General features: G+C 61.8%; 22 protein-coding genes. 2 read left to right on the plus strand and 20 right to left on the minus strand.

Annotation, left to right across the window (positions count from 1 at the left end; translation table 11 throughout):
• Nucleotides 1–119 precede the first annotated feature (119 nt).
• A complete protein-coding gene (locus BM382_RS26170) occupies nt 120–1820 on the plus strand; it encodes a glutamine--tRNA ligase/YqeY domain fusion protein (RefSeq protein ID WP_019092838.1) in 1701 nt (566 codons plus the stop codon).
• 18 nt (nt 1821–1838) lie between these two features.
• Nucleotides 1839–3221: a cysteine--tRNA ligase gene (gene cysS / locus BM382_RS26175; RefSeq protein WP_072444511.1), complete on the plus strand. Its 1383-nt coding sequence runs from the start codon at nt 1839–1841 to the stop codon at nt 3219–3221.
• A 68-nt stretch (nt 3222–3289) separates the two neighbouring features.
• On the opposite strand, the gene BM382_RS26180 is transcribed toward cysS, so the two are convergent.
• The 20 genes from BM382_RS26180 to purB form a co-directional block, all read right to left on the minus strand.
• Nucleotides 3290–3607, minus strand: a complete 318-nt coding sequence (locus BM382_RS26180) for a helix-turn-helix domain-containing protein (protein ID WP_011062198.1) — start codon at nt 3605–3607, stop codon at nt 3290–3292.
• Nucleotides 3594–3944 (minus strand): hypothetical protein, encoded by a 351-nt coding sequence (locus BM382_RS26185; protein WP_011062197.1) that lies wholly within the window; start codon nt 3942–3944, stop codon nt 3594–3596. The genes BM382_RS26180 and BM382_RS26185 overlap by 14 nt, the downstream gene beginning before the upstream one ends.
• A gap of 237 nt (nt 3945–4181) precedes the next feature.
• Nucleotides 4182–5645: an NADH-quinone oxidoreductase subunit NuoN gene (gene nuoN, locus BM382_RS26190; protein ID WP_011062196.1), complete on the minus strand. Its 1464-nt coding sequence runs from the start codon at nt 5643–5645 to the stop codon at nt 4182–4184.
• A gap of 7 nt (nt 5646–5652) precedes the next feature.
• Nucleotides 5653–7185 (minus strand): NADH-quinone oxidoreductase subunit M, encoded by a 1533-nt coding sequence (nuoM, locus tag BM382_RS26195; RefSeq protein WP_011062195.1) that lies wholly within the window; start codon nt 7183–7185, stop codon nt 5653–5655.
• A 39-nt stretch (nt 7186–7224) separates the two neighbouring features.
• Nucleotides 7225–9078 carry an NADH-quinone oxidoreductase subunit L gene (gene nuoL, locus BM382_RS26200; RefSeq protein WP_072444509.1) on the minus strand — a complete coding sequence of 618 codons (1854 nt, stop codon included), beginning with the start codon at nt 9076–9078 and terminating at the stop codon, nt 7225–7227.
• Complete coding sequence (gene nuoK / locus BM382_RS26205; protein ID WP_011062193.1) at nt 9075–9398, minus strand: NADH-quinone oxidoreductase subunit NuoK; 324 nt, start codon at nt 9396–9398, stop codon at nt 9075–9077. The genes nuoL and nuoK overlap by 4 nt, the downstream gene beginning before the upstream one ends.
• 4 nt (nt 9399–9402) lie before the next feature.
• Nucleotides 9403–9903, minus strand: a complete 501-nt coding sequence (nuoJ, locus tag BM382_RS26210) for an NADH-quinone oxidoreductase subunit J (RefSeq protein WP_011062192.1) — start codon at nt 9901–9903, stop codon at nt 9403–9405.
• Nucleotides 9904–9912: 9 nt separating this feature from the next.
• Nucleotides 9913–10461 carry an NADH-quinone oxidoreductase subunit NuoI gene (gene nuoI, locus BM382_RS26215; protein WP_003223795.1) on the minus strand — a complete coding sequence of 183 codons (549 nt, stop codon included), beginning with the start codon at nt 10459–10461 and terminating at the stop codon, nt 9913–9915.
• 11 nt (nt 10462–10472) lie between these two features.
• Complete coding sequence (gene nuoH / locus BM382_RS26220; protein WP_011062191.1) at nt 10473–11480, minus strand: NADH-quinone oxidoreductase subunit NuoH; 1008 nt, start codon at nt 11478–11480, stop codon at nt 10473–10475.
• Nucleotides 11477–14191, minus strand: coding sequence for an NADH-quinone oxidoreductase subunit NuoG (gene nuoG, locus BM382_RS26225; protein ID WP_072444507.1), 2715 nt, complete (start codon nt 14189–14191; stop codon nt 11477–11479). The genes nuoH and nuoG overlap by 4 nt, the downstream gene beginning before the upstream one ends.
• Nucleotides 14192–14328: 137 nt before the next feature.
• Nucleotides 14329–15684, minus strand: coding sequence for an NADH-quinone oxidoreductase subunit NuoF (gene nuoF, locus BM382_RS26230; protein ID WP_011062189.1), 1356 nt, complete (start codon nt 15682–15684; stop codon nt 14329–14331).
• Nucleotides 15681–16178, minus strand: coding sequence for an NADH-quinone oxidoreductase subunit NuoE (nuoE, locus tag BM382_RS26235; RefSeq protein ID WP_011062188.1), 498 nt, complete (start codon nt 16176–16178; stop codon nt 15681–15683). Before nuoE ends, nuoF begins: the two co-directional genes overlap by 4 nt.
• Before the next feature lie 2 nt (nt 16179–16180).
• Nucleotides 16181–17962: an NADH-quinone oxidoreductase subunit C/D gene (gene nuoC / locus BM382_RS26240; protein ID WP_011062187.1), complete on the minus strand. Its 1782-nt coding sequence runs from the start codon at nt 17960–17962 to the stop codon at nt 16181–16183.
• A 70-nt stretch (nt 17963–18032) separates the two neighbouring features.
• Nucleotides 18033–18707 carry a NuoB/complex I 20 kDa subunit family protein gene (locus BM382_RS26245; protein WP_011062186.1) on the minus strand — a complete coding sequence of 225 codons (675 nt, stop codon included), beginning with the start codon at nt 18705–18707 and terminating at the stop codon, nt 18033–18035.
• 10 nt (nt 18708–18717) lie between these two features.
• A complete protein-coding gene (locus tag BM382_RS26250) occupies nt 18718–19131 on the minus strand; it encodes an NADH-quinone oxidoreductase subunit A (protein ID WP_011062185.1) in 414 nt (137 codons plus the stop codon).
• Nucleotides 19132–19733: 602 nt separating this feature from the next.
• Nucleotides 19734–21059 (minus strand): isocitrate lyase, encoded by a 1326-nt coding sequence (aceA, locus tag BM382_RS26255; protein WP_011062184.1) that lies wholly within the window; start codon nt 21057–21059, stop codon nt 19734–19736.
• 515 nt (nt 21060–21574) lie between these two features.
• Complete coding sequence (locus BM382_RS26260; protein ID WP_019092908.1) at nt 21575–22330, minus strand: secretin N-terminal domain-containing protein; 756 nt, start codon at nt 22328–22330, stop codon at nt 21575–21577.
• A gap of 178 nt (nt 22331–22508) precedes the next feature.
• A complete protein-coding gene (locus BM382_RS26265; RefSeq protein WP_011062182.1) occupies nt 22509–22931 on the minus strand; it encodes a GNAT family N-acetyltransferase in 423 nt (140 codons plus the stop codon).
• Entirely contained in the window at nt 22924–24090 is a 1167-nt protein-coding gene (locus BM382_RS26270; RefSeq protein ID WP_011062181.1) for a ribosomal protein uL16 3-hydroxylase, read from the minus strand. Before BM382_RS26270 ends, BM382_RS26265 begins: the two co-directional genes overlap by 8 nt.
• Before the next feature lie 83 nt (nt 24091–24173).
• A complete protein-coding gene (gene purB, locus BM382_RS26275) occupies nt 24174–25544 on the minus strand; it encodes an adenylosuccinate lyase (RefSeq protein WP_019092906.1) in 1371 nt (456 codons plus the stop codon).
• Nucleotides 25545–25611 lie beyond the last annotated feature (67 nt).

Here is a 25611-nt window from a genome sequence, read left to right on the forward strand (position 1 = left end):
CCATTAATAGCCGCAGTTTTAAAGCTGCGCTCTGTCAGGTACTTGACAGCATCGGCTATGATATCCGTTTTGATTTGTCAGGCCGCACCCGGCCACGCACTTGTACGTTCAAGGATCCTATGAGCAAGCCCACTGTCGACCCTACCTCGAATTCCAAGACTGGACCGGCCGTACCGGTCAACTTCCTGCGCCCGATCATCCAGGCGGACCTGGACTCGGGTAAGCACACACAGATCGTGACCCGCTTCCCTCCGGAGCCCAATGGTTACCTGCACATCGGTCACGCCAAGTCGATCTGCGTGAACTTCGGTCTGGCCCAGGAATTCGGTGGCGTCACGCACCTGCGTTTCGACGACACCAACCCGGCCAAGGAAGACCAGGAATACATCGACGCCATTGAAAGCGACGTCAAGTGGCTGGGTTTTGAGTGGTCCGGCGAAGTGCGTTATGCCTCGCAGTACTTCGACCAGTTGCACGACTGGGCCGTGGAACTGATCAAGGCGGGCAAGGCCTATGTCTGCGACCTGACCCCTGACCAGGCCAAGGAATACCGCGGCAGCCTCACCGAGCCAGGCAAGAACAGCCCGTTCCGCGATCGCTCGGTGGAAGAGAACCTGGACTGGTTCGCCCGCATGCGCGCTGGCGAGTTCCCGGACGGCGCCCGCGTGCTGCGGGCCAAGATCGACATGGCCTCGCCGAACATGAACCTGCGCGACCCGATCATGTATCGCATTCGCCACGCCCATCACCATCAGACTGGTGACAAGTGGTGCATCTACCCCAACTACGACTTCACCCACGGCCAGTCGGACGCCATCGAAGGCATCACCCACTCGATCTGCACCCTGGAGTTCGAAAGCCACCGTCCGCTGTACGAGTGGTTCCTCGAGCACCTGCCGGTGCCCGCGCACCCGCGCCAGTACGAGTTCAGCCGCCTGAACCTGAACTACACCATCACCAGCAAGCGCAAGCTCAAGCAACTGGTGGACGAGAAGCACGTGAATGGTTGGGACGACCCGCGCATGTCGACCCTGTCGGGCTTCCGCCGCCGCGGCTACACCCCGGCATCGATCCGCAATTTCTGCGAGATGGTTGGCACCAACCGCTCCGACGGTGTGGTCGATTACGGCATGCTGGAATTCAGCATCCGTCAGGACCTCGACGCGAATGCCCCGCGTGCCATGTGCGTGCTGCGTCCGTTGAAAGTCGTGATCACCAACTACCCGGAAGGCCAGGTCGAGAATCTCGAACTGCCGCGTCACCCTCAGAAAGAAGCGCTGGGCGTGCGCCAGCTGCCGTTCGCCCGTGAAATCTACATCGACCGTGACGACTTCATGGAAGAGCCGCCCAAAGGCTACAAGCGCCTGGAGCCTAACGGCGAAGTGCGCCTGCGTGGCAGCTACGTGATCCGTGCCGATGAAGCGATCAAGGACGCCGAGGGCAATATCGTCGAGCTGCGTTGCTCCTACGACCCGGACACCCTGGGCAAGAACCCTGAAGGCCGCAAGGTCAAGGGCGTGATCCACTGGGTGCCGGCTGCCGCCAGCGTCGAGTGCGAAGTGCGCCTGTACGATCGTCTGTTCCGTTCTCCGAACCCGGAGAAGGCCGAGGACAGCGCGAGTTTCCTGGACAACATCAACCCTGACTCCCTGCAAGTGCTCACTGGTTGTCGTGCCGAACCCTCGCTGGGCAACGCACAGCCGGAAGACCGTTTCCAGTTCGAGCGCGAAGGCTACTTCTGCGCGGATATCAAGGACTCGAAACCAGGCGCTCCGGTATTCAACCGTACTGTGACCCTGCGCGACTCCTGGGGTCAGTGATTCAGTCAAGGAACTAACGTGCTAACGATCTACAACACGCTCACCAAGAGCAAAGAAGTCTTCAAGCCGCTGGATGGCAACAAGGTGCGCATGTACGTGTGCGGCATGACCGTGTACGACTACTGCCACCTGGGGCACGGCCGCAGCATGGTGGCCTTCGACCTGATTACCCGCTGGCTGCGTTTCAGCGGGTATGACTTGACCTATGTGCGCAACATCACCGATATCGACGACAAAATCATCAATCGTGCCAATGAGAGCGGCGAGGCCTTCGAGGCCCTGACCGAGCGCATGATCGCGGCGATGCACGAGGACGAGGCGCGGCTGAACATCAAGAAGCCGGACATGGAACCGCGCGCCACCGACCATATCCCCGGCATGCACACGATGATCCAGACCCTGATCGACAAGGGCTACGCCTACGCTCCGGGCAATGGCGACGTGTACTACCGCGTCGGCAAGTTCATGGGCTACGGCAAGCTGTCGCGCAAGAAGATCGAAGACCTGCGCATCGGCGCGCGGATCGAAGTCGACGAGTCGAAACAGGACCCGCTGGACTTCGTCCTGTGGAAAGCCGCCAAGCCGGGTGAGCCGAGCTGGCCATCGCCTTGGGGTGACGGTCGTCCGGGCTGGCACATCGAGTGCTCGGTGATGTCCACCTGCTGCCTGGGCGAGACCTTCGACATTCATGGCGGCGGCAGCGACCTGGAGTTCCCGCACCACGAGAACGAGATCGCCCAGAGCGAGGCGGCTACCGGCAAGACCTACGCCAACGCCTGGATGCACTGCGGCATGATCCGCATCAATGGCGAGAAGATGTCCAAGTCCTTGAACAACTTCTTCACCATTCGCGACGTGCTCGACAAGTACCATCCGGAAGTGGTGCGTTACCTGCTGGTGGCCAGCCACTACCGCAGCGCCATCAACTACTCGGAAGACAATCTCAAGGACGCCAAGGGCGCGCTGGAGCGTTTCTACCATGCACTCAAGGGCCTGCCGAAAGTGGCGCCGGCCGGTGGCGAAGCCTTCGTCGAGCGTTTCACCCAGGTGATGAACGACGACTTCGGTACTCCGGAAGCCTGTGCCGTGTTGTTCGAGATGGTGCGCGAGATCAACCGCCTGCGTGAGAGCGATATCGATGCGGCGGCCGGTCTGGCAGCCCGCTTGAAGGAGCTGGCCAGTGTGCTGGGCGTGCTGCAACTGGAGGCCGACGACTTCCTGCAGGCCGGTGCTGAAGGTCGGGTCGATGGGGCACAGGTCGAGGCGCTGATCCAGGCCCGTCTGGCAGCCCGTGCCAACAAGGATTGGGCTGAGTCCGACCGTATTCGCGATCAGATCACCGCCATGGGCGTGATCCTGGAAGACGGCAAGGGCGGTACGACCTGGCGCCTGGCTGACTGAGCCTGCGTTCGCTGCAACAAGAAACCCGCCTGGTGCGGGTTTTTTGTTGCCCTTCGAACAGTGCCGGATCAGGCCAGCGAGGCGAGGCGCTCCACTGTATCGGGGTAGCGTTCCACCAGGCGTATCAAGGTCGTGGCCTGGGCGTTGGGTATGGCGCGGCCCTGTTCCCAGTTCTCCAGGGTGCGGGTGTTGGTGCGCAGGTACATGGCGAATACCGAGCGCGAGAGGTTGAGTTGCTGGCGGATGTTCATCACCTCGGCGGCGGTGATGGGCGGCAGCTTTTCGAGCTTCACTTTATGGCTGCGCAGGGTGATCTTGCCCTGGCGTTCCTGGGTGAGGGCGTCGATGCCTTCTACCAGTTCGGAAAAGATGTCACGTTTGGTCATGTCGTCTGGCCTCGATTTCACGTTCCAGCAGTTGTTTGAGCTGTTGTCGCTGCTGCGGTAGCAGGTCGTCCATCTGCTCCTTGTCGAACAGGGTGAAGAGCCAGAACTGTGCTCCTCCGGACCACCAGTAATAAATCACCCTCAGCCCGCCACGCCTGCCCTTGTTGCGTCGCTCATCGACGAAACGCATCTTGCGCAAGCCGCCAGTGCCCTGAATCAGAACACCCGCGTGCGGGTGACGCAGCAACTCGATCTGCAGTTCGCAGAACAACTCGTCGTCAAGGAAGCCTTTTCGGTATCGCGCAAATGCCGGTAGTTCAATAAACAGAGCATTCATTTCATACGCTTCCTGCGTATAGACTGGATGACGCTGCAGCTTTGGTCAAGGCCCGCTGAGCGCCGCGTTTGATCTGGCAACAGTCTATGTCTGCGGCAGTGGGCTGAATGTCGGACCGGGCCGACGTGACAGGAAGGGCGATTCCGAGTTTCGCTGGGAAGAGGGGAGGGTAGGGCCCTGAAATGCAAAACGGCACCCGAAGGTGCCGTTCTGTTTGTTGCGTTGAAACCTAAGCGATCAACCCGCCAGGCCGGAGTGCTGGACCAGGGTCAGCAGCGGCTGTGGGTATACGCCGAGGAAGAACGCCAGGAGCGCGATGGCCAGCAGCATGACGCCACCGGCTTTCTGTTCCCAGTGCAGTTGGGCATCGACGCGACGCAGGTTTGGCTCGATCAGGTACAGGGTGACCATCACTCGCAGGTAGTAGAAGACGCCGATGGCGCTGCCCATGACCAGGGAACCGACCAGCCACCATTGGTGCGCTTCGACACCGGTAGCGATGATGTAGAACTTGCCGATGAAGCCTGCGGTGAGCGGGATACCGGCCAGGGACAGCATCATCACGGTGAGGACGGCGGTCAGGTACGGACGGCGCCAGAACAGGCCGCGGTACTCGTACAGGGCGTCGGCATCACGGCCCTTGTACGGCGAGGACATCAGGGTGATCACGCCGAAGGCGCCCAGGCTGGTGATCACGTAGGTGACCAGGTACACGCCGATGGCTTCCATGGCCAGGCCCTTGCTCGCCACCAGGGCGATCAGCAGGTAACCGAAGTGGGCGATGGAGGAGTAACCCAGCAGACGCTTGAGGTTGCTCTGGGTCAGCGCCAACAGGTTGCCCACCAGGATCGAGGCAATGGCGATCACGGTCAGCACGTTGCTCAGGACACCGCTGCTGGCCACTGGCGAGAGCTGGAACAGACGCACCAGTACCGCGAATACCGCCACCTTGCTGGCGGTGGCCAGGAAGGCGGCCACCGGAGCCGGGGCGCCTTCGTAGACGTCCGGAGTCCACAGGTGGAAAGGCACCAGCGACAGTTTGAAGGCCAGGCCGATCAGCATCATGCCCAGGCCCAGTTGCGCCAGCGGGCTTGGCAGCCCAGTGGCGGCCAGGGCCTGGCCGATACCGCTGAAGCTCAGGCTGCCGGCTTCTGCGTAGAGCAGGGCCATGCCGAACAACAGGAAGCCCGAACCGGCGGCCGACAGCACCATGTACTTGATGCCGGCCTCCAGGGAGCGCTTGTTGAAGAAGGCATAGGCCACCAGGCCGTAGACCGGTACCGAGAGCAGTTCCAGGCCGATGAACAGGCCGGCCAGGTTCTGCGCGCTGACCAGTACCAGGCCACCAGCGGCGGCCAGCAGGATCAGCAGGTACAGCTCTTCACGGTTGCCCGGGTAACCGCTACTGCCATCGCCCAGGTAGGCGTGGGCCAGGGTGACGCAGGCCAGGGTGGCCACCAGGATCAGGGCCATGTAGAGGCAGGCGAACTGGTCGATCTGCAACAGCGGGGTGACCGCCAGCGGTGCCACTTTCAGCACCGGGAAGATCGACAGCAATGCCAGGTTCAGACCGGCCACCGATAGCAGGAAGGTCTGGGCGTGGTTGCGCCGCCAGGCGATCGCCAGCATCACCACCACAAGGGTGGCGCTGGTGATCAGCAGCGGCGCCAGGGCTATAAAGTGTTGAATCGTAAAGTCCATAGCGCTCTTACCGGGCCGAAGCGAGTTGAGTGAAGGCGGTGCTGAGCCATTGCTGCACGCCATGCATGGTGGCGGCAGAGGTATCGAGGAACGGTTGCGGGTAAACGCCGATGTAGATCAGCAGTACCGCCAGCCCCAGCACCATGATCAGTTCGCGAGCATCCATTCCGTGCAGTACCGCGTCCGACTTGGACGGGCCGAAGTAGGCACGGTGGATCATGATCAGCGAGTAGACCGAGCCGAACACCAGGCCCGAAGTCGCGATCGCGGTGATCCATGGAGCGCTGACGAAGGTGCCGATCAGGATCAGGAACTCGCCGACGAAGTTGCCGGTGCCCGGCAGGCCCAGGGAGGCGGCTGCGAAGAACAGGCTGATGGCCGGCAGGTAGGCGATACGCGACCATAGGCCGCCCATTTCACGCATGTCGCGGGTATGGGTGCGCTCGTACAGCTGGCCGCTGAGGATAAACAGCGCGGCTGCCGAAACACCGTGGGCCAGCATCTGGATCACCGCGCCCTGCAGGGCCTGCTGGCTGCCGGAGTAGATCCCGATCAGCACGAAGCCCATGTGGGAAACGCTGGAGAAGGCGATCAGGCGCTTGATGTCGGTCTGGGCGAAGGCCAGGAAGGCACCGTAGAAGATCCCGATCAGACCCAGGGTCATGGCGATCGGTGCGAACTCTGCCGAGGCGTTGGGGAACAGTGGCAGGGCGAAACGCAGCAGGCCGTAGGCCGCCGTCTTCAACAGGATGCCCGCCAGGTCCACGGAACCGGCGGTCGGTGCCTGGGCGTGAGCGTCAGGCAGCCAGGAGTGGAACGGCACCACGGGCAGCTTCACCGCGAAGGCGATGAAGAAGCCGAGCATCAGGATGTACTCGGTGGCGGTGGACATCTTGGTCTTCAGCAACTGGGCGTAATCGAAGGTGATGACCCCGGTGTTGTTGAAGTTCACCAGCACCAGGCCCAGGATCGCCACCAGCATGATCAGGCCGGAAGCCTGAGTGAAGATGAAGAACTTGGTCGCTGCGTAGATCCGGGTTTTCTTGCCGTCTGCCGAGCTGTGACCCCAGAGCGCGATGAGGAAGTACATCGGCACCAGCATCATTTCCCAGAAGAAGAAGAACATGAACAGGTCCAGCGCCAGGAACACGCCGACCACGCCGCCCAGGATCCACATCAGGTTCAGGTGGAAGAAGCCCACGTGGCGCTGGATCTCTTTCCAGGAGCAGAGTACCGAGAGGATACCCAGCAGGCCGGTCAGCAGGATCATCAGCAGCGACAGGCCGTCCAGCGCCAGGTGCACGTTGATGCCGAAGCGCTCGATCCAGACGTGCTTGAACTCGATGGCCCAAGTTGGATCGGCGCCAGGCGCCGGAGCAAATGAATAGTTACCGTGGGCCCACAGCCAGAGGCCGAGAGCGAGTTCCAGGGTCATGGTCAACAGCGCAATCCAGCGGGGGAGGGTGGCGCCGAAGCGCTCACCCAGCCAGCACAGCAGGCCGCCGATGAAGGGGATCAGGATTAGCCAAGGCAGAATCATGACGGGCTCAATTCCTTTCGCAAGTTCGCAAGGTTCATATCAGACCGCTACCAGCACAATGGCGCCGATGACCAGCACGGCACCGGCTGCCATCGAGGCGGCGTACCAACGCAGTTGACCGGTCTCGGTACGGCTCAGGGAGGTGTGACCCCCCTTGGCCATACGCGGGATCAAACCGATGGTCTGATCGAGCGGGTCCTTGCGCAGTACATGGCTGATGGCCAGGTATGGCTTGACGAACAGTTTGTCGTAGATCCAGTCGAAGCCCCAGGCGGCGAACCACCAGGCCGAGAGCAGACGCCCGATGCCGCTGTTGGCGATGGCGGTCACAACGCGACGCTTGCCAAGGAACAACAGGGCGGCCAGCAGGATACCGGCCAGGGCGATGGCGCCCGAGGCGATTTCCAGGCTGTGCTTGGCTTCGCCACCAGCATGGCCGACGCTTTGCGGCAGCACGCCATGCAGGGGCGGGGTGATCATCGCGCCGATCCCGGTGGACAGCACGATCAGTACCACCAGCGGCAGCCAGTGGGAGATCCCGTGGCCGGCGTGGGCTTCGGTCTTGGCTTCACCGTGGAAGGTGATGAAGATCAGGCGGAAGGTGTACAGCGAGGTCATGAACGCACCCACCAGGCCGGCGTACAGCAGGCCATGGTTGCCGCTGGCGAAGGCTTCCCAGAGGATCTCGTCCTTGGAGTAGAAGCCTGCGGTCACCAGAGGCAGGGCCGCCAGGGCCGCGCCGCCGACGATGAAGCTGGCGTAGGCCAGAGGCAGTTTCTTCCACAGGCCGCCCATCTTGAAGATGTTCTGCTCGTGGTGGCAGGCAACGATCACCGCACCGGAAGCAAGGAACAGCAGGGCCTTGAAGAAGGCGTGGGTCATCAGGTGGAAGATCGCGCCGTCCCAGGCGCCAACGCCCAGGGCCAGGAACATGTAGCCGATCTGGCTCATGGTGGAGTAGGCGAGGATCCGCTTGATGTCGGTCTGCACCAGCGCGGCGAAACCGGCCAGCACCAGGGTCACGCCGCCGACCAGGCCCACCAGGTGCAGGATTTCCGGCGCCAGGGTGAACAGGCCGTGGGTACGGGCGATCAGGTAGACACCGGCGGTGACCATGGTTGCGGCGTGGATCAGTGCCGAAACCGGAGTCGGGCCGGCCATCGCGTCCGCCAGCCAGGTCTGCAGTGGCAACTGGGCAGATTTACCCACGGCGCCACCCAGCAGCATCAGGGTTGCCAGGGTGATCCAGAAGTCGCCGGCCTGGAATTTCTGCGGGGCCAGCACCAGCAGTTCCTGGACGTTCAGCGTGCCCACCTGTTGGAACAGGATGAACAGGCCGATGGCCATGAACACGTCGCCGATACGGGTAACGATGAAGGCCTTGAGTGCGGCGTTACCGTTGTTGCGGTTGCTGTAGTAGAAACCGATCAACAGGTAGGAGCACAGGCCCACGCCTTCCCAGCCGAAGTACAGGAACAGCAGGTTATCGCCCAGTACCAGGAACAGCATGCTGGCGATAAACAGGTTGGTGTAGGCGAAGAAGCGCGAGTAGCCGGCTTCACCACGCATGTACCAGGACGCGAACAAGTGGATCAAAAAGCCCACGCCCACCACCACGCCCAGCATGGTCACGGACAGACCATCCAGGTACAGGGCGAAGTTCGGCGCGAAACCGTCCACCGACATCCACTGCCACAGCACCTGGGTGTAGTGGCCACCCTCGGGCGGCGCGACGTTGAATTGCCAGATCACGTAGGCAGCAACGATGGCCGAAAGGCCAATGGAGCCGACACCGATCAGGGCCGAGAGGTTTTCCGAGAGGCGTCCACGGGAGAACGACAGCAGCAGGAAACCGATCAGGGGGAATACGAAAGTCAGAAAGAGAAGGTTCATCCGCGCATCTCGCTGGCTGCATCGATATCGAGAGTGTGGAAGCGGCGGTACAGCTGCAGCAGGATCGCCAGGCCGATACTGGCCTCGGCGGCTGCCAGGCTGATCACCAGGATGAACATCACTTGTCCATCCGGCTGCGCCCAGCGGGCGCCAGCAACGATGAAGGCCAGTGCAGAGGCGTTCATCATCACTTCCAGGCTCATCAACACGAAGAGGATGTTACGGCGGACCATCAGGCCGACCAGACCGAGGCAGAACAGGATGCCGGCAACCGCCAGGCCATGTTCCATCGGGATAGTACCGAGAGAGATAGTAGGCATCGTATTACTCCTTCGCCTCGTTGCGGCCCAAGTGGAACGCCGTGACGGCCGCGGCAAGCAGCAGCATCGAGGCGAGTTCGACCACCAGCAGGTAAGGACCGAACAGGCTGATGCCCACGGCCTTGGCGCTGACGGTGGTTTGACCGATACCGGCACCGCTCTGATGGCTGAACAGTACGTACAGCAGTTCAGCCAGCAGCAGCGCGGCCAGGATGACCGGGCCGATCCAGATGCCGGGCGTGAGCCAGATGCGCTCTTGCTGAGCCGCGGCCGGGCCGAGGTTCAGCATCATCACCACGAACACGAACAGCACCATGATGGCGCCGGCGTAGGCGATCACTTCCAGGGCACCGGCGAACGGCGCGCCAAGGCTGAAGAAGGTCATGGCCACGGCGATCAGCGAAATGATCAGGTAGAGCAGGGCGTGCACAGGGTTGGTATTGGTGACCACACGGAGTGTGGAGACAACCGCAACACCTGACGCGAAATAGAAAGCGAATTCCATCTTTCTTCCTTAAGGCAGCAAGCTCTTCACGTTGATCGGCTCGGCTTCATTCTGCGCGGAGCCTTTTGGCTTACCGGCAATGGCCATGCCTGCAACACGATAGAAGTTGTAATCAGGGTTCTTTCCGGGACCGGAGATCAGCAGATCTTCTTTCTCGTAAACCAGGTCCTGACGTTTGAACTCGGCCATCTCGAAATCCGGTGTCAGCTGGATCGCGGTGGTCGGGCAGGCTTCCTCGCAGAGGCCACAGAAAATGCAGCGCGAGAAGTTGATGCGGAAGAAGTCCGGGTACCAGCGACCGTCTTCGGTTTCAGCTTTCTGCAGCGAGATGCAACCTACGGGGCAGGCCACGGCGCACAGGTTGCAGGCTACGCAACGCTCTTCGCCATCGGGGTCGCGGGTCAGGACGATGCGGCCACGGTAGCGTGGAGGCAGGTAGACCGGCTCTTCCGGGTATTGCAAGGTGTCGCGCTTGCGAAAGCCATGGCCGAAGACCATGACCAGGCTGCGCAACTGGGTACCAGTACCCTTAACGATGTCGCCAATATATTTGAACATGGGTCAAATCCTCACTGAACCGCAACCGCAGGTGTGTTCCACAACACAACCGCAGCGGTTATCAGCAAATTGATCAGGGTCAGTGGCAGGCAGAATTTCCAGCTGAAGTCCATCACCTGGTCATAACGCGGACGCGGGATGGAAGCGCGCAGCAGGATGAACAGCATGATGAAGAACGCGGTCTTCAGTGCGAACCAGACGAAGGACAGTTGCGGCAGGATGCCGAACGGACCGTGCCAGCCACCGAAGAACAGGGTGACCAGCAGCGCCGAGATCAGGATGATGCCGATGTATTCACCGACGAAGAACATGCCCCATTTCATACCGGCGTATTCGATGTGGTAGCCGTCGGCCAGTTCCTGCTCCGCTTCCGGCTGGTCGAAGGGGTGGCGGTGAGTCACGGCCACGCCGGCGATGAAGAAGGTACAGAAGCCGAAGAACTGCGGAATGATGAACCACAGGTTCTGCGCCTGGTACTCGACGATGTCGCGCATGTTGAACGAGCCGACCTGTACCACGATGCCCATCAGGGCCAGGCCCATGAACACTTCGTAGGACACGGTCTGCGCCGAGGCACGCAAGCTGCCGAGCAGGGCGAACTTGTTGTTGCTCGACCAGCCGGCGAACAGTACCGCGTAGACCGACAGACCGGCCATGGCGAAGAAGAACAGCAGGCCGATGTTCAGGTCCGCCACGCCCCAGGTCGGGGTGATCGGGATGATCGCGAAGGCGATCAACAGGGCGGACATGGCCACCACCGGTGCCAGGGTGAAGATCACCTTGTCGGCAAACGGTGGAGTCCAGTCTTCCTTGAAGAACATCTTCAGCATGTCGGCTGCGATCTGGAACATGCCGAACGGGCCAACACGGTTCGGACCGTAACGGTCCTGCCACCAGCCAAGCAGGCGACGTTCGACAAAGCTCAGCAGCGCACCGGCGATCACTACGGCCAGCAGGATGACGATGGCCTTGACGACCGTCAGGATCACGTCGATCACTTCAGGGGTAAACCAACTCATTGTGCCGCCTCCTGCAGACCATCAACGGAAATGCCTGCGATTGCCGGAGGAATACCCGCCAGGCCGGCAGGCAGGCCCACCAGGCCAGCACCCAGCTCTTCGTTGATGCGCAGCGGCAGACGCAGGGTCTGGCCAGCCACGTTCACCGCGAGCAGGGCACCGTCGTTGACACCCAGGCGATCCGCTTCGGATTTGGCCAGAGCAACGTACGGAGCCGGGATGCGCTCCTGCACCGGAGCGGCTTTCGAAGAGTTTTCCTCGCTGCCGAACAGGTGGTAGAACGGCACGGCCTGCCAGGTGCCCGGAGCCGGGGAGAAGGCTCGCGGCACGCTGGCGAACCAGTTGAGGCGGTCGCCCTGGGTTTCGATCAGGCGAGTGCCCGGGTCACCGGCGCGCAGGTGGCCACCGACTTCGTCCTGGAACTTGTTCCAGGCCTGTGGCGAGTTCCAGCCCGGAGACCAGGCGAACGGCACTTGCGAGCGCGGTTCGACGGAGCCCGAGTAACCTTCCATGGAGTAGGCGAAGGCGGTATCCGGATCTTGCGGGGTACGTGGCTCGTGCACGCTCTGGTTGGCGCGCATGGCGGTACGGCCACTGTAGCGCAGCGGTTCGCGCGCCAGTTTCAGGCCCTTGATGCGGAACGCCGCGGAAGGTGCGGCATCGACGATGCTGGCCAGTTGCGCCGTGCTCGCGGCGCAGGCTGCGGTCACGTGGTCCAGTTGGGTCCAGTCCACCGGCTTGTTCAGCAGGGTGCTGCGCAGGGCGTGCAGCCAGCGCCAGCCTTCGTGGACCATGATGCTGGCGTCCAGGTAGGTCGGATCGAAGACCTGGAAGAAGCGCTGGGCGCGACCTTCCTGGCTGACCAGGGTACCGTCGCCTTCGGCAAAGCTCGCCGCCGACAGCACCAGGTGCGCGCGCTCGACGGTAGCGGTTTGTTGATGATCGGCAACGATCACCACCTTCGCCGCGTTCAGTGCTGCATCCACCTTGGCCGCGTCGGTGCGGGTGTACAGGTCGTTTTCCAGTACCACGATGGCGTCGGCACGGCCGTCGATCACCGCCTGCAGGGCGGCGTCCACGGATTCGCCGCCGAGCATGGCCAGGCCGAGGCTGTTGGCCTCTGGCACTACCAGGCTGATGGAGCCGGCTTTCTCGCGCAGCTTCAAGGCTTTGGCGATGTTCGCCGCCGCTTCGATCAGTGCCTTGGAGCCCAGGGAGGTACCGGAAATGATCAGCGGGCGCTTGGCTGCCAGCAGGGCATCGGCAATGCGCTTGGCCAGTTCCAGGGCTTCGCTGTCCAGGCCTTCCACGGCAGGGGCACTGGCGTCGATGGCGTGGGCCACGGCAAAACCGATGCGCGCCAGGTCGTCTGGAGCGGCGTGTACACACTCCTCGGCCACGTCGTCGAGCTTGGTTTCAGCCAGGCTGGCGATGAACAGTGGGTTCAGCGCGTGCTGGCCGATGTTTTTCACCGCAGCGTCGAGCCAAGGCTGGACGCGCATGGCATCGGCCATTTCCTCGGCCTTGCCCTTGACCGACTGGCGCAGGGCCAGGGCCATGCGTGCGGCGGTCTGGGTCAGGTCTTCACCGAGAACGAAGACGGCGTCGTGGTCTTCGATGTCGCGCATGTTCGGAACCGGCAGCGGGCTGTCGTTCAGGACCTGCAGAACCAGGCGGATGCGCTCCAGCTCGGAGGCTTCGATACCGGAGTAGAAGTGCTCGGCTCCGACCAGTTCCTGCAACGCGTAGTTGCTTTCCAGGCTGGCGCGGGGCGAACCGATACCGACGATGTTACGGCCACGCAGCAGGTCTGCGGCCTGATCCAGTGCCTGGTCCAGGGTCAGCTTGGTGCCATCGGCCAGGCGTGGCTGGCGTGGACGGTCCTTGCGGTTGACGTAGCCATAGCCGAAGCGGCCACGGTCGCAGAGGAAGTACTGGTTCACCGAACCGTTGTAGCGGTTCTCGATGCGGCGCAGCTCGCCGTAGCGCTCGCCCGGGGAGATGTTGCAACCGCTGGAGCAGCCATGGCAGATGCTCGGCGAGAACTGCATGTCCCACTTGCGGTTGTAGCGCTCGGAGTGAGTCTTGTCGGTGAACACACCGGTCGGGCAGACCTCGGTGAGGTTGCCGGAGAACTCGCTTTCCAGGGTGCCGTCTTCAACGCGACCGAAGTACACGTTGTCGTGGGCGCCGTAGACGCCCAGGTCGGTGCCGCCGGCGTAGTCCTTGTAGAAGCGCACACAGCGATAGCAGGCGATGCAGCGGTTCATCTCGTGGGAAATGAACGGGCCGAGGTCCTGGTTCTGGTGGGTACGCTTGGTGAAGCGATAACGGCGCTCGTTGTGGCCGGTCATCACCGTCATGTCCTGCAGGTGGCAGTGACCGCCTTCCTCACAGACCGGGCAGTCGTGGGGGTGGTTGGTCATCAGCCACTCGACGACACTGGCGCGGAACGCCTTGGATTCTTCATCGTCGATGGAGATCCAGGTGTTGTCGGTGGCCGGGGTCATGCAGGACATGACGATACGACCACGGGTGTCGTTCTCGTCGGTGTACTGCTTGACCGCGCACTGGCGACAGGCACCGACGCTACCGAGAGCGGGGTGCCAGCAGAAATAAGGGATGTCGAGGCCTAGTGACAGACAAGCCTGTAACAGGTTGTCCGCCCCATCGACTTCGAGCGCTTTGCCGTCTACGTGGATAGTGGCCATGGTTCAAAGTTCTTCGTTGGCCCGGTGTCAGCGGGCGTGGCTAATGGAATCTTGTTATGCGTGCGAATCAACACAGCCGTTCACGGCGTCATCGCACGTCGAGCACAGGGCACGGACCCGGCGCCCTCATTTAAGCGTTACGCGCCGACTACGATCGGTCGGGCCAGAGGCGGGACGGCGGCGCTGGTGGGCGCGATGCCGGCTTCGAACTCTGGACGGAAATACTTGATGGCGCTGCCCAAAGGCTCCACGGCACCCGGTGCGTGAGCACAGAAGGTCTTGCCTGGGCCGAGGAAACCCACCAGGCCCAGCAGGGTCTCGATGTCCCCTTGCTGGCCCTGGCCTTTTTCCAGGGCCATCAGCAGCTTGACGCTCCAGGGCAGGCCGTCGCGGCACGGTGTGCAGAAGCCGCAGGACTCGCGGGCGAAGAACTGCTCCATGTTGCGCAGCAGGGACACCATGTTGATGCTGTCGTCCACCGCCATGGCCAGGCCGGTACCCATGCGGGTGCCCACTTTGGCGATGCCGCCGGCATACATCTGGGCGTCCAGGTGCTCGGGCAACAGGAAGCCGGTACCGGCGCCGCCTGGCTGCCAGCATTTGAGCTTGAAGCCGTCGCGCATGCCGCCGGCGTAGTCTTCGAACAGCTCGCGGGCGGTCACGCCGAAGGGCAGCTCCCACAGGCCGGGGTTCTTCACTTTGCCGGAGAAGCCCATCAGCTTGGTGCCGTGGTCTTCGCTGCCTTCGCGGGCCAGGGATTTGTACCATTCCACGCCGTCGCCGATGATCGCCGGCACGTTGCACAGGGTCTCGACGTTGTTCACGCAGGTCGGCTTGCCCCACACGCCCACGGCGGCAGGGAAGGGCGGCTTGGAGCGCGGGTTGGCGCGACGGCCTTCCAGGGAGTTGATCAGTGCGGTTTCTTCACCGCAGATGTAACGCCCGGCGCCGGTGTGGACGAACAGCTCGAAATCGAAACCGCTGCCCAGGATGTTCTTGCCCAGAAGGCCTGCGGCCTTGGCTTCTTCCACGGCACGACGCAGGTGCTTGGCGGCGGTGGTGTACTCGCCCCGCAGGAAGATGTAGCCGCGGTAGGTTTTCAGTGCGCGGGCACTGATCAGCATGCCTTCGATCAGCAGATGGGGCAGTTGCTCCATCAGCATGCGGTCTTTCCAGGTGTTGGGCTCCATTTCGTCCGCGTTGCACAGCAGGTAGCGGATGTTCATGGATTCGTCTTTGGGCATCAGGCCCCACTTCACACCGGTGGGGAAGCCCGCACCGCCGCGACCCTTGAGGCCGGCATCCTTGACGGTCTGCACGATGTCGTCCTGGGACAGGTCGGCGAAGGCCTTGCGGGCCGCCGCGTAACCGTTCTTGGCCTGGTACTCGTCGAACCAGACCGGCTCGCCGTCGTCGCGCAGGCGCCAGGTCAGGGGATGGGTTTCTGCGGTGCGCGCAATGCGGTTCGCAGGACCGAAAGAGGTCAGGGTCATACGTAGCCCTCCAACAGTTTGGCCACGCCAGCAGGCTGCACGTCGCCGAAAGTGTCGTCGTCGATCATCAGCGCCGGTGCCTTGTCGCAGTTGCCCAGGCAGCACACCGGCAGCAGGGTGAAGCGGCCGTCGGCGGTGGTCTGGCCGAGGCCGATGCCCAGCTCGCTCTGGATCTGGCTGACCACGGACTCGTGGCCGCCGATGTAGCAGACCATGCTGTCGCAGACGCGAATGATGTGGCGGCCCACTGGCTGGCGGAAGATCTGGCTGTAGAACGTCGCCACGCCTTCAACGTCGCTGGCAGGAATGCCGAGGATCTCGCCGATGGCGTAGACCGCGCCGTCAGGCACCCAGCCACGTTCCTTCTGGACGATCTTCAGGGCTTCGATGGACGCCGCGCGCGGGTCCTCGTAGTGATGCATCTCGTGCTCGATGGCCGAGCGCTCGGTTTCGCTCAGGGCGAAACGGTCTGTCTGGATAAGCGTGCTGTTCATGCTTAGCGGTCCACGTCGGCCATAACGAAGTCGATACTACCCAGGTACGCGATCAAGTCCGCGACCATGCTGCCGCGGATCACCGAAGGGATCTGCTGCAGGTGAGCGAAGCTTGGGGTACGGATCCGGGTGCGGTAGCTCATGGTGCCGCCATCGCTCGTCAGGTAATAACTGTTGATGCCCTTGGTCGCTTCGATCATCTGGAAGGATTCGTTGGCCGGCATCACCGGCCCCCACGAAACTTGCAGGAAGTGCGTGATCAAGGTTTCGATGTGCTGCAGGGTGCGCTCTTTGGGTGGCGGCGTGGTCAGCGGGTGATCCGCCTTGTACGGGCCTTCCGGCATGTTGCGCAGGCACTGATCGATGATCTTGATGCTCTGGCGCATTTCCTCGACGCGAACCATGCAGCGGTCATAGGCGTCACCGTTGGCGGCCAGCGGGACTTCGAACTCGAAGTTCTCGTAGCCGGAGTACGGACGGGCCTTGCGCAGGTCGAAATCGCAACCGGTGGAGCGCAGGCCGGCACCGGTGACGCCCCACTCCAGGGCTTCCTTGGTGTTGTAGGCGGCAACGCCGATGGTCCGGCCCTTGAGGATGCTGTTCTGCAGGGCAGCCTTGGTGTATTCGTCGAGGCGCTTGGGCAGCCATTCGACGAAGTCCTTGACCAGCTTCTCCCAGCCACGCGGCAGGTCGTGGGCGACGCCACCGATGCGGTACCAGGCCGGGTGCAGGCGGAAGCCGGTGATGGCTTCGATCACCGTGTAGGCGCGCTGACGGTCGGTAAAGGTGAAGAACACCGGGGTCATGGCGCCGACGTCCTGGATGTAGGTGCCCAGGAACAGCAGGTGGCTGGTGATGCGGAAGAACTCGGCCATCATGATGCGGATGACGTCGACCTTCTCTGGCACCTTGATGCCGGCCAGCTTCTCGACCGAGAGCACGTACGGCAGGTTGTTCATCACCCCGCCGAGGTAGTCGATACGGTCGGTGTACGGGATGAAGCTGTGCCAGGACTGACGTTCGGCCATCTTCTCGGCACCACGGTGGTGGTAGCCGATGTCCGGTACGCAGTCGACGATCTCTTCACCGTCCAGCTGCAGGATGATGCGGAAGGCACCGTGGGCCGAAGGGTGGTTCGGGCCCAGGTTGAGGAACATGTAGTCCTCGTTGGCACCGGAACGCTTCATGCCCCAGTCTTCCGGACGGAAGCGCGCGGCTTCTTCTTCCAGCTGCTGCTTGGCCAGGTTCAGGCTGAACGGGTCGAACTCGGTGGCGCGGGCCGGGAAGTCCTTGCGCAGCGGGTGACCTTCCCAGGTCGGCGGCATCATGATGCGCGAGAGGTGAGGGTGGCCGGCAAAGTCGATGCCGAACATGTCCCAGACTTCACGCTCGTACCAGTTGGCGTTAGGCCAGATACCGGTCACGGTGGGCAGGCTGAGGTCGCCTTCGGACAAGGCCACCTTGATCATCACGTCGCTGTTACGTTCGATCGACAGCAAGTGGTAGAACACGCTGAAGTCGGCACCTGGCAGGCCCTGGCGCTTGGTGCGCAGGCGCTCGTCCACGCCGTGCAGGTCATAGAGCATGACGTACGGCTTGGGCAGGTTGCGCAGGAAGGTCAGGACTTCAACGAGCTTGGAGCGGGTAACCCACAGCACCGGCATGCCGGTGCGGGTGGCTTGGGCGGTGAACGCCTCAGGGCCAAAACGGTTATTGAGTTCGACGACCACATCCTGGTCGTCAGCCTTATAAGGCGGGATGTACAGAGCACTGCCTGTAGTCATGGTTTTTTATCGCTTTCGGTCAACGTAAAGAGTGAAGCCAGGTTCGTTTCTTTGTAAGAACAGAACTGGATCAGACTTCGTCAGGGCTGCGCAGGTTGGTGACCTGTATACGCTGTTCGCGGCGCTGTTCCTTTTGCGACGGCATCTCGGCGCGATACACGCCTTGGTCGCCGACGACCCAGGAAAGTGGGCGACGCTCCTGGCCAATGGATTCCTGCAAGAGCATCAGGCCTTGCAGGAACGCTTCGGGGCGGGGCGGGCAGCCAGGTACGTAGACGTCCACGGGCAGGAACTTGTCCACCCCCTGGACTACCGAGTAGATGTCGTACATGCCGCCGGAGTTGGCGCACGAACCCATGGAGATAACCCATTTCGGCTCGAGCATTTGCTCATAGAGACGCTGGATGATCGGCGCCATCTTGATGAAGCAGGTCCCGGCGATAACCATGAAGTCCGCCTGACGCGGCGATGCCCGGATAACCTCGGCGCCAAAGCGCGCGATGTCGTGGGGCGCCGTGAAGGCGGTGGTCATTTCCACGTAGCAGCAGGACAGGCCGAAGTTGTACGGCCACAGGGAGTTCTTACGCCCCCAGTTGACCGCGCCGCTCAGCACGTCTTCGAGCTTGCCCATGAAGATGTTTTTGTGGACCTGATCCTCTAACGGATCGGAAACGGTTTCCCGTTCGCCGATCGGATACTGATCGTTAGGAGCATCGGGGTCGATCCGGGTGAGATTGTATTGCATCGCCAAAGCCTCATTGTTTTAGCTTCGCCTGCCGCTTACGACGACCTTCCGGAGCCCAGTCAAGAGCCCCCACCCGCCAAAGGTAGACAAGACCTGCCAACAGAATTGCTATGAAAACGAGAGCTTCGACGAATCCGGTCCAGCCGCTTTCGCGGACGGACACAGACCAGGCAAAGAGAAAGAGGGCTTCGATATCGAAGATCACGAAGAGCATCGCGACCAGATAGAATTTGGCTGAGAGCCGCAAGCGGGCGCCACCGGTAGGTAGCATGCCGGACTCGAACGGTTCGTTTTTGCTGCGGCCCCAGGCTTTTGACCCGAGGAGGCTGGAGACGCCGAGCATGAAGGCGCAAAGGCCGACAACGCCCAGAAGGAAAATGGCAAAGCCCCAGTTGTGGGCCATGAGTCCTGTCGCTTCGGGCATGCTGGTAATCCTTAACAGAGAGCAAGAGTCTCTGAGCTTGATAAAGAAATAAAGCAGTGACGATATGTCGCAGCGCAATCAATCGCGCTGATTTTATGGCTAAACACCGGGCAAGTAAAATTTCTAAAGCGAAATTGTTTATCGTAATAAGGACATAGCTCACCCCGGTAGCCCCGTAAGCCGCGGCCTGCGGGCATTAGGGGAGGTTTTGTTAATTATGTTTTGTAGCGGCTGTAACGAAAGTTACAACTGCTAAATGATAATCAATATTGTTTAGGGGCTGTTTTAATCTGCTTTCCTTCGGGGAGTGGGAAAGTTGCTTGTTATATCCCTGTTACTGCAAGTAGCAGGGGCGCACCTTTTAACCTCTTTCGCCCTTGCTAACACCGCCCTGGATCAATGTTTGGCCAGCTTTTTTGCAGGGGCGGTCATGGCGAGGCTTTTGAGGAGGGCGCGCAGGGTAGAGGTTCGCCGGCAAGCCGGCTCCTACAGGAGGGGTGGGCAAAAAAACGCCCCGAACCAGTCGGGGCGTCAGCTGTACAGCAATGCAGTTGTTTTTACCGGGTCTGCATTGGCCGCTCGATCAAGCCGTGAGGCCTAAATCAGTGGAACTGTTCTTCTTCGGTGGAGCCGGTCAGCGCGGTTACCGAGGACGAGCCACCCTGGATCACGGTGGTCATGTCGTCGAAGTAGCCGGTGCCCACTTCCTGCTGGTGAGCCACGAAGGTGTAGCCCTTGGCGGCGTCAGCGAACTCTTGCTCTTGCAGTTTCACGTAGGCGGTCATGTCGTTGCGGGCGTAGTCGTGCGCCAGGTTGAACATGCTGTGCCACATGTTGTGGATGCCGGCCAGGGTGATGAACTGGTGCTTGTAGCCCATGGCGGACAGTTCGCGCTGGAACTTGGCGATGGTCGCGTCGTCCAGGTTCTTCTTCCAGTTGAAGGAAGGCGAGCAGTTGTACGACAGGATCTGGTCCGGGTATTCCTTCTTGATCGCCTCGGCGAAGCGACGGGCTTCGTCCAGGTCCGGCTTGGCGGTTTCGCACCAGATCAGGTCGGCGTACGGAGCGTAAGCCAGGCCGCGGGCGATTGCCTGGTCCAGGCCGGCTTTCACTTTGTAGAAGCCTTCCTGGGTGCGGGTGCCAGTCACGAATGGCTGGTCGTATGGGTCGCAGTCCGAAGTCAGCAGGTCAGCGGCGTTGGCGTCGGTACGGGCCAGGATGATGGTCGGTACACCGGCAACGTCGGCCGCCAGACGGGCAGCGGTCAGCTTCTGTACGGCTTCCTGGGTTGGAACCAGTACCTTGCCGCCCATGTGGCCGCACTTCTTAACGGAAGCCAGTTGGTCTTCGAAGTGAACGCCGGCGGCGCCTGCTTCGATCATGCTCTTCATCAGCTCGTAGGCGTTCAGTACGCCGCCGAAACCGGCTTCAGCGTCGGCCACGATCGGTGCGAAGTAGTCGATGTAGCCGTCGTCGCCCGGGTTCTTGCCGGCTTTCCACTGGATCTGGTCGGCGCGACGGAACGAGTTGTTGATGCGCTTGACCACGGTTGGAACCGAGTCCACCGGGTACAGCGACTGGTCGGGGTACATGGATTCGGCGGAGTTGTTGTCCGCAGCCACTTGCCAACCCGACAGGTAGATCGCCTGGATACCGGCTTTAACCTGTTGTACAGCCTGGCCGCCGGTCAGGGCGCCCATGCAGTTGACGAAATCTTTATCAGGACGGAAGGACGGCTTGGCACCTTGGGTGACCAGGTTCCAGAGCTTCTCGGCGCCCATGCGTGCCAGGGTGTGCTCGGGTTGAACCGAGCCACGCAGACGGACCACGTCGGCAGCGGAGTAGGTGCGAGTCACGCCTTTCCAGCGCGGGTTTTCAGCCCAGTCTTTTTCAAGGGCTGCAATTTGCTGTTCGCGTGTCAGTGCCATGGAGATAAACCTCGTCGCGTCTTGTGTAAAAAGTCGTTCTTGGTTGGAGAATTCCGGCTCCGCCGATCACGCGTCATAACGCTGCGTAAAAGGCTGCTCGCTGACCAGGAAGCTTATGGCGGTCAAGTCGGGTCTGGCGGGGATGGCGACGGGTGAACGATGGGCTCGAGGGGAAAGTGAGCAGGTGAAGGCGAGCTGCGGGGCGCATGCCGGCGTCGTGGGCCTTGGTGCGTTCCATCAGTGTGTTGCCGATCTACCTAATTACGCTTCCGTCCCTCGGGACAACTTCGTTCCAGTCGCAATCTCGTCAAACACACCTTGTGGGCGGTACAGACACGAATCGGCTCAGGTGGGTAGGTTAGAGCGGCGATCCGAAGGCCCTTGCCAGGGCCCCTGATTAGCGGGAGCGAGGCCATCATGCCCGCGGTTTTTTGGCTCGTCAAATGTTTTGTAGTGCTTTTTTTGTGGCACTACATCTTTGGTCTAATACGACTAATCAGTCAGTTTTTGGTGCTTTAGTCCAAGGCATCGACCTTGACCCGCAAGGTCATGTCGTCCCGTCCTTGAGTCGAGTAGCTGCGGCCCGGGCCCTGTTTATCGGCCTGGGTCTGGCGATTGACCCCGGCCAGGGTGATCCACTCGCCCAGGCGCCCGCTGACAGTCGTGTCGGTACTTTGCACGTTCACTACATCGGGACGTTCCTGGCTCATGCGGTCACGGTTGGTGCTGATGCTCAGGTGCACGGTCTCGCCGGTGACGCTGGCGGTGACATAGAAACCCTGGGTGACGTTGCGGTACTGGGTCTGGTTCTGCAGGCGCCCGTAGGGGTCGGTCTGGGTGGTGGTCAGGGGCACGCTCTGGCCGACCTGGATCAGCGCTGGCACGCCTTCGCTGGCCTGGATCTGCTGGATACCGCCGTCGCGGCTCTCGGTGCTGCGGTTGATGATCCGCGTCTGCGGTACGCCGTTGACCGAATAGCCCTGGTTGTCCTGAAGGTTGTTTTCGTTGGTGTCGACGGTGATCAGCAGACGTTTGGCCGCGGTGTCCAGTTGGGCGATAAAGGCTCGCAGTTCGGCGATCTTGTCCGGCTCGGCGTTGACGATCAGCTGGTTGCCATAGGCGCTGACCTTGCCGTCCTTGCCGAGGAAGTTCTGCGCCACCGGCAGCAGGTCGGCACTGGTGCGGTTGTTGAGGGGCACGATCTCGGTGGCGGCCATGACCGAACAGCTGAAGGTCAGCAGCAGCGTCGTGAGCAGGGTGCGTAGGGACATATCCGTTATCTCCGCGAGTAGCTGGCGTAAAGCCTTGAGTTTGACACTTTGTCGGCTTTGGGTGGGGCAAGTTGAATCGCGCACGGCAAAACGCCCCGGCATCCTGGTCTCCAGCTTAGTTGCCGGAGGAGGGATGGCGGGGCGTTTTGGCTGGCCGTTGCCGCGAGCGGCGTGTCGGTCAGGCGCCGCGAACCATATCGACGTGGGGAATGCCCGCTTCGAGGAACTCCTCGCTGACGATGGAGAAGCCCAGGCGCTCATAGAACGCCGTGGCCTGGACCTGGGCGCTGAGCATCTGCTGCTTCAGGCCGCGCTTTTCGGCTTCATCGATCACCGCGCGCATCAGCGCGTCGCCAACCTTCAGGCCGCGCCAGTCCTTGAGCACCGAAACCCGGCCCACATGGCCGTCGGGCAGTAGGCGCGCGGTGCCGATGGGGAAGTCGCCCTCGAAGGCCAGGAAGTGCACGGCGCTGTCGTCGTCGGCATCCCACTCCAGTTCGGGCGGCACCGATTGCTCGGCAATGAATACGGCTTCACGGATGCGCCGGATCTCGGCGTTGTCCTTTTGCCAGTCTGCGACACGTACGTGAATCTTATTCATCGGCAAACCCCAGGCTCCCTTGCTTGACCAGTTCACACAACAGGCCGCGTCCATCTTCATCCGCCAGCCACTGGCCGAGGTTGTCGATATGCAGGGCATCGGCGGCGCAAATCATTTTCAGCAGTTCGCGCAGCTTACCGGGAAGCAGGCGGCTTTGGCCGCTGGCGAACAGTAGCAGGTCTTCATCGACTTCCGACCAGGCCAGGCGCGCGCTCGGGTTGCGGATCAGGATCGCGCCCTGTTCCAGGCTGCCCAGCAGGTCTTCTTCTTCCAGTTCGGGTCCGGTCACCAGTTCCGGGTAGCGTGGTTCGGTCATGAACTGGCCGAACCAGGTCAGCAGCAGGCGTTCATCGCTCATGTGCTCGGCCAGCAGGCCCTTGAGCCGGTCGAGGGCGTCCTGCTGGATCTGGTGCGGGTCGCTGGCCGGCTGTACGTCGGCGTCGGTGTAGCGGTCTTCGTCCGGCAGGAACTGGCCGAGGAAGTCGGTGAAGTGGGTCAGGACTTCGGCGGCACTCGGGGCGCGGAAACCGACCGAATAGGTCATGCAATCGTTCACCGCAACGCCATAGTGGGCCAGGCGCGGTGGCAGATAGAGCATGTCGCCGGGCTCCAGGACCCAGCTTTCGGTTTCTTCGAACTCGGCGAGGATGCGCAGGTCTGCGTGTTGCAGCAGCGGGCTCTCGGAGTCGCACATCTGGCCGATCTTCCAGTTGCGCTTACCAAAGCCTTGCAGCAGGAACACGTCGTAGTTGTCGAAGTGCGGACCGACGTTGCCGCCAGGCGCAGCGAAGCTGATCATCACGTCATCGATGCGCCAGCTCGGCAGGAAGCGGAAGTGCTCCAGCAACTCGGCGACTTCCGGGACGAACTGGTCCACGGCCTGGACCAGCAGGGTCCAGTCGCGTTCCGGCAGCTTGCTGAACTCGTCTTCGGCGAAGGGCCCGCGGCGCAGTTCCCATGGGCGCTCGCCGTTTTCGATCACCAGGCGCGATTCGACTTCTTCTTCCAGGGCCAGGCCGGCCAGTTCGTCAGGTTCGATCGGGCTTTCGAAGTCAGGCAGGGCCTGACGGATCAGCAGGGGTTTCTTCTGCCAGTAGTCACGCAGAAATTCCCGTGCAGTGATGCCGCCCAGAAGTTGAAGAGGAATATCAGGATTCATGTGTAACCTATTGAAAAAGTGTACTTTTCTAGCAGGAATAAAAACGCCCGGCGCGGCCGGGCGTCAAAAGGTCGAGCAATCGGTCAGATGCGCTTGGCCTGGGCTGCGGCATTACCGATGTAGCTGGCCGGGGTGAGCTGTTTCAGCTCGGCCTTGGCCGCGGCGGGCATGTCCAGCCCGTCGATGAAAGTCTGCAGCGCTTCTGGGCTGATGCCCTTGCCGCGCGTCAGTTCCTTGAGCTTTTCGTAGGGGTTTTCGATGTTGTAGCGGCGCATCACGGTCTGGATCGGCTCGGCCAGGACTTCCCAGCAGGCGTCCAGGTCTTCGGCGATTTTCTGGGCGTTGAGCTCCAGTTTGCTGATGCCCTTGAGGCTGGCCTCGTAGGCAATCACGCTGTGAGCAAAGCCCACGCCCAGGTTGCGCAATACGGTGGAGTCAGTCAGGTCGCGCTGCCAGCGGGAGATCGGCAGCTTGCTCGCCAGGTGCTGGAACAGGGCGTTGGCGATGCCCAGGTTGCCTTCGGAGTTTTCGAAGTCGATCGGGTTGACCTTGTGCGGCATGGTCGAGGAACCGATTTCGCCGGCGATGGTGCGCTGCTTGAAGTAGCCCAGGGAGATGTAGCCCCAGATATCGCGATCGAAGTCGATCAGGATGGTGTTGAAGCGCGCAATGGCGTCGAACAGCTCGGCGATGTAGTCGTGCGGCTCGATCTGCGTGGTGTAGGGGTTGAAGGCCAGGCCCAGTTCGTCTTCGATGAAGGCGCGGGCGTTGGCTTCCCAGTCGATGTCCGGGTAGGCCGACAGGTGGGCGTTGTAGTTGCCCACGGCGCCGTTGATCTTGCCCAGCAGCGGCACGGCAGCGACCTGGGCGATCTGGCGCTCCAGGCGGTACACGACGTTGGCCAGTTCTTTGCCCAGGGTGGTCGGCGAGGCCGGCTGGCCGTGGGTGCGCGACAGCATCGGCACTTCGGCGAAACGGATCGCCAGTTCGCGGATGGCGTTGGCGGTCTGGCGCATCAGCGGCAGCATCACTTCATCACGGCCTTCGCGCAGCATCAGGGCGTGGGACAGGTTGTTGATGTCCTCGCTGGTGCAGGCGAAATGGATGAATTCACTGACGTTGGCCAGTTCAGGCAACTTGGCAGCTTGCTCCTTGAGCAGGTACTCGATGGCCTTGACGTCGTGGTTGGTGGTGCGCTCGATCTCTTTGACGCGCTCGGCGTGCTCCAGGGAGAAATTCTCTGCCAGGGCATTGAGCACGGCGTTGGCTTCGGCGGAGAACGCCGGCACTTCGCTGATGGCGCTGTGGGCGGCCAGGCGCTGGAGCCAGCGCACTTCAACGAGAACGCGAGCACGGATCAGGCCGTATTCGCTGAAAATGGGGCGCAGGGCCTGGGTTTTGCCGGCGTAGCGGCCGTCAACAGGGGAAACCGCAGTGAGCGAAGAGAGCTGCATGGGGTGTTCTCGGACAGTCGGGCAACGAAATGGGGCGCGTATCATACATGAAAATATCCGCCGGTCC

The organism is Pseudomonas sp. NFPP25 (genome assembly GCF_900116505.1).
Lineage (GTDB): Bacteria > Pseudomonadota > Gammaproteobacteria > Pseudomonadales > Pseudomonadaceae > Aquipseudomonas > Aquipseudomonas protegens.